This window comes from Kandleria vitulina DSM 20405 (assembly GCF_000702065.1).
GTDB lineage: Bacteria > Bacillota_I > Bacilli_A > Erysipelotrichales > Coprobacillaceae > Kandleria > Kandleria vitulina.
This window is the reverse complement of the sequence record NZ_JNKN01000042.1, coordinates 1-11,791: the sequence shown is the minus strand read 5'-3', so window position 1 is coordinate 11,791 and position 11,791 is coordinate 1. Positions and strand designations below refer to the sequence as shown.

The window sequence follows — 11,791 nt, the reverse complement described above, 5'->3', positions numbered from 1 at the left end:
CTCGCCCTCAGAAAAGTAATACTGTCTTACATTGTAAATGGCTTCATTGGCAAGATTCTTTGCTATATGGCACAGTTCTCTTATAGTTCTGTAATCTTCCTTTGAAAGACGCTTTACTTGTTGTTTTACGGTAAGATGCATACAGCTTTCTCCTTTCTAAAGACTCGGAAATAGGATTTCCTGTATGTATATTATACCATATATTTTACTGATATTTTATTCTAGTAAAATATATATTCTAACCGCCATTCATCCCACGGCCTAAAGGCACGTGGGTTTTCTGTCGGGAACTTTATAAATATAATCAGTATAAAAAAACTCCATTTCTGGAGTTTTTAGAGAAAAGAAGTGAACAAGATGCCTATACGATAAAACTTGTAGGCGATATAAACAAAGAGTTCTTTCTTCAAAAAATTAATTTTTGCACTTCTACTTTTATACATTGTTGTCGGTGTAGGCGAAGAATAAGCAGTGGCAATGCCGACGTCTTTCGCCATCAGCATGCCTCGTTTCATATGTAAAGGATCACTTACGACAATTGCTGAAGAAAAGCCTTTCTGATTCATAATCTGTTTTGCATACTGAAGATTTTCTTTAGTATAAGTAGATTTTTCTTCAATAAAGATATTATCTTCATCAACACCCTTATCTATCGCATAATATTTTGCAACAGAGGAATCTGAGTAATCCTGTCCGGCAATCTTTCCGCCAGTAAAGATAATATACTTGGCATATCCCTTATTATATAGATCTATCGCATGATTGATACGTTCACGATAGACTGGTGAAACTCTCGTATATTCTACAGAAGCACCCAGCACAATGATCACATCTGCTTTCTTGGCCTGATCATAGTTGGCATAGTTCCATATACTAATCGCATTTCCTAAGATATAAAGACCAACCAGTAAAAGAATACACGGTAAAAGCAATAATTTTTTAATCAAGAAGATCACCCTCTCTTTTTCGTATATTATATATCCAATAATATCTTTGTAAAGAAAAAATGCAGGTAGAACCTGCTAAAACTTTTGGATAGAATCCAAATAAAAATTGCGGTGATCGGCTACATAGATAGCTAATTCGAAATAGCCTAGGTCAACGGCTTCATTCATTACTTTCTGGGGATTGGATACATCAATACCCTTTTCTTTAATAATTTTGAACTGTTCTTTTACTCTTTCCATAACTGTTCCTCGCTTGCCTATATTATACAATAAATGATCAAAATCGATAAAGTCCCTCGTTATAAGAAGATGATATAACATAATATTTGACATCAAGAAAGTGTTGTGTTTATCGATATTATTTTAATTTATCAAATAAATCTTGATTACTCATTACTCAATTTTGCTAAAAAAGTATCCAATGCTTGTACCTGTTCATAAACACCAATGTAAGGACTTTCAAAATACTGCTTGTTATCCTCAGTATAACAATAGATTTTCGTTTCTTCACTCTTATATTTAAGTGTTATTGTGCCATATTCTTTTTTATCCGGTGTGTCATTTATTGATTCAGCAGTCCATTGTGCCTTTTTAAGATAATTGATAATTGAAGACATATCATTCTTATCTTTATAGACGTTACTCTTATCACTAAATAATACGATAATACTTTCAAGATTATCTGTTTTCTCTACCAATGGGGCATGCTCTTTTCCACAGGCTACAAGAAGAAGACAAAGAAAACAAGCAAAAAGTTTTTTCATCATTCCATCCTCCATATTTCTTATCGATTATATTATAGAATAAAGAATAACCTTATAAAATAAAAACAATGTTTTTTAAAAAATAGTTATTGAAAAAGAGAGAAAATATTTTCTCTCTTTAGTCTCTTATTTCACTGTGATATTCCTGAAGTGATTTTACTTCATGAGGACCATGAATTTTCATTTCCATAATACCTTCTAAACAAGCTTTCGCTGCAGAGATATTTGTCATATATGGAATATTCTGCTTGATGGCTGCTTTACGGATATATGAGTCATCATGTACTGATTGTTTACCTGCTGGTGTATTAATGACAATCGCTAATTCTCTATTGATCATTGCATCAGTGATATTTGGCTGTCCTTCATAGATCTTATTGATCTTTTCTACTGGAATATTTGCTTCATTAATAAGTGCGTATGTTCCACCTGTAGCGACAATATCAAATCCTGCGTCATAGTATCCTCTTGCAAGTTCTACAACTTCACTCTTATCTCTATCGTTTACTGAGAAGAGAACCTTTCCTTCAGTAGGAAGGATAACTGAAGCACCTTCTTCTGCTTTATACATAGCTGATCCAAAAGAAGAACCTAATCCTAATACTTCTCCTGTAGATCTCATTTCAGGTCCAAGTATTGGGTCTACTTCTGGGAACATATTGAATGGGAAGACTGCTTCTTTTACACCCACATGTGGAATCTTCTTTTCTTTTAGAGAAAGAACTGGTGACTGATTTCCTGTTAATGGCAATGTCACAATTTCAGTTGCAAGTTTTACCATGTTAATATTGCAGACCTTTGATACAAGAGGGACTGTTCTTGATGCTCTTGGGTTTGCTTCTAAGACATACACTTTATCATCCGCAATCGCATACTGCATATTCATTAAACCACGAACATTCATTTCCTTGGCAATCTTTCTTGTATATTCCTTGATTGTTTCTACATGTCTCATTGGAATATGTCTTGATGGAAGAATGCAGGCAGAATCTCCTGAATGTACCCCTGCTAATTCGATATGTTCCATAACTGCTGGGACAAAGACATTTTCCCCATCGCTAATAGCATCTGCTTCACATTCCATCGCATTTGATAAAAAACGATCGACGAGAATTGGTCTTTCTGGTGTTACACCGATAGCTGCATTCATATACTGCTTAAGTGCTTCATCATCATAGACAACTTCCATGCCTCTTCCACCTAATACGAATGATGGTCTTACCATTAATGGATAGCCAATCTTTTTAGAGATTGCTAACGCATCATCTACTGTGACTGCCATTCCTGATTCTGGCATTGGGATATCTAGTTTCTTCATCATTTCATTGAATAAATCACGATCTTCTGCTTCATCAATTGTTTCTGGTGAAGTTCCTAGAATATTAACACCAGCTTTCTTTAAGTCATCAGCTAAGTTTAATGGTGTTTGTCCACCAAACTGAGCAATGACACCTACTGGCTGTTCTTTTTCATGGATGCTTAATACATCTTCTAATGTTAATGGTTCAAAGTAAAGCTTATCAGAAGTATCATAATCTGTTGATACTGTTTCTGGGTTACAGTTTACAATAATTGTTTCAAAGCCAAGCTTCTTTAACGCTAATGAAGCATGTACACAACAGTAGTCAAATTCAATACCTTGTCCGATTCTATTTGGTCCACCACCAAGAATCATGATTTTCTTATTAGATGAAACGGGGCTTTCATCCTTAATATGATAAGTAGAATAATAATATGCACTATCTTGAGTAGATGAAACATGCACACCTTCCCAGGCTTGTCTTATGCCATAGCTTAATCTATCATTTCTTACTTGTTCTTCTTCTACTTGAAGAATTGTAGAAAGATACTTATCAGAGAATCCATCTAATTTAGCTTGTCTCATTGCTTCTTCAGGTAAAGACTGTCCTTTATATTTTAGTAGAGCTTCTTCTTCATCTACTAATTCTTTCATCTGTTCAATAAACCAAGTCTTAATCTGTGTTAATTCATGTAATTCTTCAACAGTTGCACCTTTTCTTAAAGCTTCATACATGATGAACTGTCTTTGTGAAGTAGGAACAGTAAGCTTTGTTAATAGTTCTTCTTTGCTTAATTCATTAAGATTAGCTCTATATCCAAGTCCATACTGACCAATTTCAAGTGATCTGATAGCTTTCTGGAAAGCTTCTTTATAAGTCTTTCCGATACTCATGACTTCCCCGACAGCTTTCATCTGTGTACCAAGCTTATCTTGTGCACCCTTGAATTTTTCAAATGCCCATCTTGCAAACTTGATAACTACATATTCTCCATCTGGGACATAACGATCTAAAGTTCCATACTTTGAATCAGGGATTTCATCCAATGTCAATCCAGCTGCTAACATTGCGGATACTAAGGCAATTGGGAACCCTGTAGCTTTTGAGGCTAAAGCTGATGAACGTGATGTTCTTGGATTGATTTCAATAACGACAATACGGTCTGTCTTTGGATCATGGGCAAACTGAACGTTTGTGCCACCGATGACACCAACATGTTCAACAATTCTGAATGCCTGATCTTTTAATCGATCCTGCACTGACTGTGGCACTGTCAGCATTGGTGCTGAACAGAAAGAATCTCCGGTATGTACACCCATTGGATCAATGTTTTCAATGAAACATACAGTAATCATATTGTTTTTAGCATCTCTTACAACTTCTACTTCTAGTTCTTCCCAGCCTAGAATTGATTCTTCAATAAGACACTCATTAACAATTGATGCCGCTAACCCTCTAGAAACGACTGTCTTTAATTCTTCGATATTATAGACAAGTCCTCCTCCGGCACCACCCATTGTGTAGGCTGGTCTAACAACTACTGGATAGCCTAAGCGATCAGCAATCTCTAAGGCTTTTTCAACTGAATGACATACTTCTGATCTTGCCATTTCAATACCAATTTCATCCATTGTCTGTTTAAATGCAAGACGGTCTTCTCCACGTTCAATCGCATCAACTTTTACACCTAATACCTGAACACCATATTTTTCTAGAATACCTTTTTCATTTAATTCTGAACATAAGTTTAAGGCACTCTGTCCTCCTAAGTTTGGAAGTAAGGCATCAGGTCTTTCTTTAGCAATAATCTGTTCTAATCTTGAAACATTTAATGGTTCAATATATGTCACATCCGCTGTTTCTGGATCTGTCATGATTGTAGCAGGATTACTATTAACAAGGACAACCTGGTATCCTAATCCTCTTAATGCTTTACATGCCTGTGTTCCGGCATAGTCAAATTCTGCAGCCTGACCAATGACAACTGGTCCAGACCCGATTACTAATACTTTATTAATATCATCTCTCTTTGGCATCTTATATCCCCCTTATTTACAAAAAAGAGACATATCAAAATGACATGTCTCAATGATAAAAAAATTATAAAAACAAGAAATGACAAAAACAACAGACGTCTGAATAATTGAAATATTGCTCATTTTATTCACTAACGTCAAATTCATTATCTATCACCTCTTGGAACAACTATATAATAATTGTCCCATTATATCAAGATAAATCATCTTCTTTATAATTTTAATTACAGTCATTATGAAAGAATTTCTTTAATAATATTAATATTATCAGACTTCTTATAAGTAATATGAAGTGTATCTCCAGTCTTTAAGAAAGCGAGAATATTCTCATTTGCGGAAGATACTTCTACCTTAAACTTCCTGTCTTTATCATCTACGATATAGACTTTTGATTTTCCATCCACAATGAATGTCGTAAAGCTTTTTACTTTAATAGATTCATCTTGAAGATCTTGATCTACTGATTCCTCTCCTGTCTCTAATAAGTACTCTTTCATTAATTTAGAAAGGTTCTTATATGAAGCCGCTGAGTAAGTTGATGCTTTCTGATAATCTCTAGCATCAACCATGGCATACTTCTTCACAAGTCCACCATTATCTTTTAATGAAAGAAGATAGACAGGATTGCCATTCACATTGACCAGCAATGGGAAAGTTGCCTTATAGCCATAATTCTTGACTTCCCCTTCAGCTGATTCCATAGCAGCCTGCTCATTAGCACCTGGACAAGAGAATTTAATTGTCTTATGTGTTCTTAAGTTTGTTAAAACAAAACCTAAGTTAGATGAGTCGTTATTAGCTGACGTTATTCCACTGTAGATCCAGATATCTCCATCTTTTTCTAGATAATTATATCCATCACTCGTCAGCATTACATTCTTTTGTGAGAACACTGAGTTAAGATAGCCGGATTTTAATGATCCATTATCATCAATCTCCTGCATTACGAGGCTTTCTGGGTAAATACGATCTACCCATTCAGGAAAATGTCCAACATCATATTTCTTGGAATGTCCGGTAATTGGATCAAATAGAACCATCCCATTAACATATTTCTTATTGCCAACACCATAGTAGCTATAAGTTGTACATATATACCAAGGATAACCCTTTTCATCTATTTCAAATGAAGGTTTTCCAAAGTTACATGTTGGATAATCAATCTGTAGTTTTCTATTGAGATTATGTCCAAAATAAGCTGATGGAACATACTTCATCGGTTTAAGACCAAGACTCTTTAATTTAACCAGCTCAGTCTTTCCGGTTGTAGAATTAACACGAATATAAGCAGGAATACCTTCCCGGTTATTAAGATATTTAATAAAACCTGGATATTCCAATGGGGTTACACGATATACGCCACCCTTATATGAAATTTGCGTATATTCATTAGAAACTTCAAACTGTGAGACAAGTTCAGGCATTTCTCCCATGACCTTATCCCCTAATTTCATCGTGCTATCGCGATCGATGATCGGTGTTTTTGTGAAATCTACTTCCTTTAGTGTTTTATTGGAAAACTTCACATTTTCAACTGTCACTCTATTAGAATAAAGTTTGGCATGGAATATACGTAATGTAAAAGCCCAGCTGATGACTCCTCCTACCACAAGAAGCAGCACTAGTCCACTTACACCTATTCGTGCCTTATCTCTCATTTCCTGTTTATTCATTCTTCCTGGAATAATGATAAGTAGTGCGATTCCTATCATCACAAGGAAACCGTAAGATTCAGGATTACGTATATTAATTGGTGGATGATTTACATAATAATAAATTGCAAGTGCAACAATGATCAATACATCCACAATAAGTGGATGTGGCTTAACAACACGTGTACGACGCTGTTTAAAGACATCAAGTATCGTATTTATAAATTCATTCATAATCTGCCCTCCTTTTTATATTTTCTCATAAAGATAAAGAAATGCAAATGTTTAAAAAACATTTGCATTAATTGATTCTCGTAATTGTATAGCCATCTTTTCTAAATGCTTCCATAATAGCATGAATATGACTTTCACCATTTGTTTCACATGTCACTCTCAATTCTACTTCACCAAAGTCTTCGAAGTTTCTGAACTGATTGTGATCTACAGCGATAACGTTCGCATTTAATTTAGCAAGCACCTGAGATACATAGACAAGCTGTCCTGGCTTATCTGGGAGCTGTACTGAGAATGAGAAGATTCTTCCTCTCTCAATTAGTCCCTTATTGATCATTGATGAAATACTACGTACATCAATGTTTCCACCTGAGACAAGGCAGACAACTTTTTTGTTCTTCTCATTAAGCTTTCTTAATGCGGCTAATGGCAAGATACCAGAGTTTTCTGCAACGAGTTTATGTTTTTCTACCATCACAAGGAAGGCTTTCATTAGATCATAATCGGTAACTGTGATAATTCCATCAACATATTTTTTAATGTATTCAAATGGTGTAGAACCAATTGTCTTTACAGCTGTACCATCCGCAATGGTATTAGCTTCCGCAAGTGTTACTACTGCATCTTCATTGATGGCAGCTAGGGCACTAGCAGCCCCTTCTGGTTCAACACCTATCATTTTAACTTGTGGATTAATAGCTTTAGCAGCTGCTGCTACTCCAGAAATCAATCCTCCTCCACCAACTGGTACAAGGATGATATCTGCATCTGGTAATTCTTCAAGAATTTCTAAAGCGATTGTTCCTTGTCCTTCGATGACATCTTCATCATCAAATGGATGAATAAAAGTATATCCTTCTTTTTTCATAAGCTCTACTGCTTTAGCGTATGCATCATCGTAGACTTCTCCATGAAGCACCACTTCTGCACCTAACTGTTCAGTATTTTCCACCTTGATTAGCGGAGTATGTGCAGGCATACAGATCACAGCTTTTACTCCTTGCATATGGGCAGCGTAAGCAACACCTTGTGCATGGTTGCCGGCACTAGCCGCAATCAACCCTTTTTCTTTATCTTCCTGTGATAATTTAGAAATCTTATTATAGGCACCTCTGATCTTGAAGGCTCCAGTTCTCTGTAGATTTTCTGGTTTAATGTACACTTTATTGCGACATTCATCTGAGAATGGCTGACTATAAATAAGTGGGGTAGGAATAATGACTTCATCGACTCTTTTCTTAGCTTGCTTAAAATCTTCTAACTTCAACATACGATTTTCCCCCTTAATTTAGATAAGGGTATTATATCACTCTTCATCAAAAATGAAATAGATTATTCTAAATAAGCTAAAAAATCCGAGTAATTACTCGGATTTTCGACACATTCTACTTAAATTGATTTTGTGTTTCATCGTAAACATAATTCACTGAAGATAATGTATTGATGATTTCTTCTTTATTGACATCTAAATCATCACAAAGACTATCAAGTGAATCATACTGATCTCTTAATTTCATGTTAATAACACTTAAAAGCATTATTGGATCTGATGGTAAAGTATTCATTTCAATCTCCTTAAATTAATTTTCTTAGACTTCCTTTTGAGAAGGTATATTCCATTGTCATAAATGGATAAGTCACTTCTTCTTCATAATACCACGGATCATCAGAATGTGCAGGATTATTGATCACATGAAATTCCTGTGCGGGCATAAATCCTTGCGCAAGCAGGAAAGCCTTCTTGCCATTCTTTTCACAGACATCCACTACCATTACAACATGGCCAGGACTTCCTGCTTTAATGAAAATATCCCCTACCTTCAAGTCAGATAAAGTCGTAGGCTGTGATTCTTCTTTTAAAGAAAGAGTTGATGCATAAGCAAATAAAACACGCATATATTTTTTTAAATTACTATAGGAATCATCATAGCTAGCACTTTTTACCCAGGTGCTCTTATTATTGTTAAAACGTACACGATACCCTTCTTTCCAATGATTATAGTCACAAAGGAAACCATCTACAAAATGAAAGGCAATCTTATCCTTCTGATTCGTATGCCAGTAATATTCAATATAGACTCTCATGACTGAATCGGCACACTGCTGAAGATCATACTTTTCAATGGGGAATTTAAATACTGCTACATGTCCACCTTGGTTAAGTCTTCTTTTACCATTATATAAAAGAACCGGACTCCCTGATTTCTTCAGCGGATAATCCGCAAGGAAATCGCCTAGAGCGCTTTTCTTGCGCTTATATCCCTCAGGTGTCCTAAACCTAGTAGATAACGTCATTCCTTTCTCATTAATAAACTGAAATGCTTTCTTACTCCCCTTTTCAGGATTGCTTACCTGACATCCTACCAACAGGAAACAGATAAGCATACTTATCATCTTTTTCATAACCATACCTCACTGAAATTATTATATCAAAAAATAGAGGCAAAATGCCTCTATTTCCTGAAAACAATAATATTTATAATATAAACCATCAATGATAAAAGCAATGCTCCTATAATCATATAAGGTGTATTCGTTGATGATGAAGTATTAGAAGAAGAATAATTCTTATTCGTATCAGTAGAAATACTTATTCCACTTGTAGAAATGCTAGAACCTTGACTACCACTGTTTGTCCCATATGTTGTAGTGGTATTAAAATACTGATCAAAGTCTTTTCTGCTTGTAGCAGTCTTTAAGCTGTTATTGCTTGTCAATTTTACCGTTGTAGAATATGTTCCTGTTACATTGATGACATAAGAAGAGGTACCTTGTACTTTAGTCACACCATTGACTTTAATAGTTACAGTCTTTCCATCTGTATCTACAATCTTAGCACCATCTTCTACATTAAGATTAGCGAGTGTAGAATTGCCTGTTACTACCCATGTACTTGTTTTATCTACATTCATTGTGATTGGTGCATCAGTTTTATTGGTATTGACACTATTAGTAGTAATGGATGTTTTACCTTTATAAGTAGAAGAAGATGTAACATACACGTTAGCACTTGAAATAGTATCTACACTAATATTTCCTGTTGCTTTCTGGTTAATCATTGTGAAGTTGACACTTGCGCCATTCGATCCCGCAGTTCCCCAGCTATTGGCATTATTGCCTTCTACCTGTAAAAGATTGACCTTATTACTATTGAAGTTTAAGGTTGTATTTTTCAAGATCACATTAGCTGAAGTGTTAGTTAAGTAGAACATAGATCCACTCGTAATAGAAGAAGATAATGTAGAATCTACTGCCTGGAAATGTGCTACCGTTGATGATGACGTATCAGCATCACCACTTGTAGACTGATAGATAATAACCCCATTCTTCACTGGATCACTTCCTGATGTCTGATCACTTGTACTTGTCAATTTGGAATTATTGATAAGAATAACGTTCTTACCTTCCATACCAGCAATCTGAGAAGTTGAGGATGTTCCTGAAACATGATCGACTTCAATTGTTCCAGTGGAATAAATCAACGGTGAACCTGAACCTTTGGTACTAAGTTTAGAATTAGTAACAGAGATTGTTCCACCTCCTCTATCAGTAGCCAATGTAGCACTATGTGCACCTTCAGTTGAGATTGTCATCTTATTGGCGATAATAGTTCCGCCATAAGTTGCATCAAGACCACGAGCATTGTCACCAGTTACAGTTTTTATGGTGCTGTTATTTAGATAAACTGTACCTTTGTTAGTAGCAAAAACACCATTTGTCCCCGTTGAATTTGAGACAATAGCACTATTTTTTATATAAGCCTTCGCTGATGAACCAATAGCGAGCACATTGGAATTGACACCATAGAAGTTTGTGGCATCTCCATCATTGTCTGATCCTGTCTTAATAAGTTTCACACTATCCAGTGTTACTGTACCATTATTTGCCAGGGCAGTATTTTGATCAAATGTCTTTGACGTATAAGTTTTATTTGAAGCACTCTTATTTTTCAAGACAGCACTGTAGTTTCCTGTATAATCAAAATTTTGCGTATCAGCTCCATGTATTTCACTGATGGCCATAGAAGAAATCATTCCTGCACAAAGCATTGCGACAACAGCTTGTTTCATTGTATATACCTCCTTTTCTTGTTTTCATTTTACATAGATGAACAAGCTTTAAAAGAGGTTGGAGCACTTTCACATTTTATTCTGTTTTTTTCCATTTAAAAAGCCACATTATGTGGCTAATTATGCGATTCTATTGTGAACTTTACACACGACAGCAAGTTTTCTTGCATATCAGATGAACGCTTTTTCATCTGTTTTGTTTTCTTTTTGCTTCTTCTTGCTTTAGCACTTTCATATCTTGATGCAAGATAGGAATAGATATTATCTTCATCAAGAATAAACCCGTTGACATGTATCACCCTTGCTCCTTTTAAAATAAGCAAAGAAGCTAATCCGTAATCTTGGGTAATGTTGACACTCCACACGACTAAAGTCGTGGGATTCTTGCTTCAACCACTACTGCGTTCCTAACAAGTCACCTTGTCGGCTCGTCTTACACAATGTCCACAAGCGTAAATTTCCGTATGTCCTACGGTATTTTTGTATGTTAGGCTACCGAAAGCCCTTTGTTCAAGATATTTATACTCGCATTAGTGTCTCTATCGTGCCTTGTGTGGCATTTAGGGCACTCCCATTCTCTAACAGAGAGGTTCTTTACAAGTGGATTTTTATATCCGCAGCAGCTACAAGTTTGACTACTAGGATACATGGTCGGAACTTTGATTATTTCATTTCCATACCAAGTAGCTTTGTATTCAAGCATTGCAAAGAACTTAGACCATGAGCAGCTTGTTATGTGTTGCGCAAGCTTATGATTGCGAACCATTCCCTTAACATTCAAGTCTTC

Annotated in this window: 11 protein-coding genes; all 11 read right to left on the bottom strand. The window is 35.5% G+C overall.

The window, feature by feature from the left end; translation table 11 throughout:
• Nucleotides 1–335 precede the first annotated feature (335 nt).
• Nucleotides 336–956: a YdcF family protein gene (locus T513_RS0108450; protein WP_035876968.1), complete on the bottom strand. Its 621-nt coding sequence runs from the start codon at nt 954–956 to the stop codon at nt 336–338.
• Between the two features lie 66 nt (nt 957–1,022).
• Nucleotides 1,023–1,187 (bottom strand): hypothetical protein, encoded by a 165-nt coding sequence (locus tag T513_RS12230; protein ID WP_155265968.1) that lies wholly within the window; start codon nt 1,185–1,187, stop codon nt 1,023–1,025.
• Between the two features lie 146 nt (nt 1,188–1,333).
• Nucleotides 1,334–1,714, bottom strand: coding sequence for a DUF5301 domain-containing protein (locus T513_RS0108440; RefSeq protein WP_162176425.1), 381 nt, complete (start codon nt 1,712–1,714; stop codon nt 1,334–1,336).
• Nucleotides 1,715–1,829: 115 nt separating this feature from the next.
• The gene (gene carB / locus T513_RS0108435) at nt 1,830–5,048 is read right to left on the bottom strand and encodes a carbamoyl-phosphate synthase large subunit (RefSeq protein WP_029072585.1); all 3,219 of its coding nucleotides are present in this window, start codon (nt 5,046–5,048) and stop codon (nt 1,830–1,832) included.
• A 233-nt stretch (nt 5,049–5,281) separates the two neighbouring features.
• Nucleotides 5,282–6,934: a hypothetical protein gene (locus T513_RS0108430; RefSeq protein WP_051654421.1), complete on the bottom strand. Its 1,653-nt coding sequence runs from the start codon at nt 6,932–6,934 to the stop codon at nt 5,282–5,284.
• Between the two features lie 67 nt (nt 6,935–7,001).
• Nucleotides 7,002–8,204, bottom strand: a complete 1,203-nt coding sequence (gene ilvA / locus T513_RS0108425) for a threonine ammonia-lyase (protein ID WP_031589752.1) — start codon at nt 8,202–8,204, stop codon at nt 7,002–7,004.
• 115 nt (nt 8,205–8,319) lie between these two features.
• Nucleotides 8,320–8,499 (bottom strand): DUF4250 domain-containing protein, encoded by a 180-nt coding sequence (locus T513_RS0108420; protein WP_031589751.1) that lies wholly within the window; start codon nt 8,497–8,499, stop codon nt 8,320–8,322.
• A gap of 10 nt (nt 8,500–8,509) precedes the next feature.
• Entirely contained in the window at nt 8,510–9,337 is an 828-nt protein-coding gene (locus T513_RS0108415) for a DUF4846 domain-containing protein (RefSeq protein WP_080703137.1), read from the bottom strand.
• Between the two features lie 50 nt (nt 9,338–9,387).
• Complete coding sequence (locus tag T513_RS0108410; protein ID WP_051654420.1) at nt 9,388–11,004, bottom strand: autotransporter outer membrane beta-barrel domain-containing protein; 1,617 nt, start codon at nt 11,002–11,004, stop codon at nt 9,388–9,390.
• Between the two features lie 116 nt (nt 11,005–11,120).
• On the bottom strand, nt 11,121–11,369 hold the full coding sequence (locus T513_RS0108405; protein ID WP_080703136.1) for a DUF188 domain-containing protein: 249 nt from the start codon (nt 11,367–11,369) through the stop codon (nt 11,121–11,123).
• 122 nt (nt 11,370–11,491) lie between these two features.
• Nucleotides 11,492–11,791, bottom strand: a 300-nt coding sequence (locus T513_RS0108400; RefSeq protein ID WP_031589747.1) for an RNA-guided endonuclease TnpB family protein, incomplete at its 5' end; no start/stop codon positions are given.

Coding starts and splice junctions, on each gene's coding strand:
- ilvA (WP_031589752.1), bottom strand. CDS start 8,204: ATGTTGAAGTTAGAAGATTTTAAGCAAGCTAAGAAAAGAGTCGATGAA.
- T513_RS0108420 (WP_031589751.1), bottom strand. CDS start 8,499: ATGAATACTTTACCATCAGATCCAATAATGCTTTTAAGTGTTATTAAC.
- T513_RS0108430 (WP_051654421.1), bottom strand. CDS start 6,934: ATGAATGAATTTATAAATACGATACTTGATGTCTTTAAACAGCGTCGT.
- carB (WP_029072585.1), bottom strand. CDS start 5,048: ATGCCAAAGAGAGATGATATTAATAAAGTATTAGTAATCGGGTCTGGA.
- T513_RS0108410 (WP_051654420.1), bottom strand. CDS start 11,004: ATGAAACAAGCTGTTGTCGCAATGCTTTGTGCAGGAATGATTTCTTCT.
- T513_RS0108440 (WP_162176425.1), bottom strand. CDS start 1,714: ATGATGAAAAAACTTTTTGCTTGTTTTCTTTGTCTTCTTCTTGTAGCC.
- T513_RS12230 (WP_155265968.1), bottom strand. CDS start 1,187: ATGGAAAGAGTAAAAGAACAGTTCAAAATTATTAAAGAAAAGGGTATT.
- T513_RS0108415 (WP_080703137.1), bottom strand. CDS start 9,337: ATGAAAAAGATGATAAGTATGCTTATCTGTTTCCTGTTGGTAGGATGT.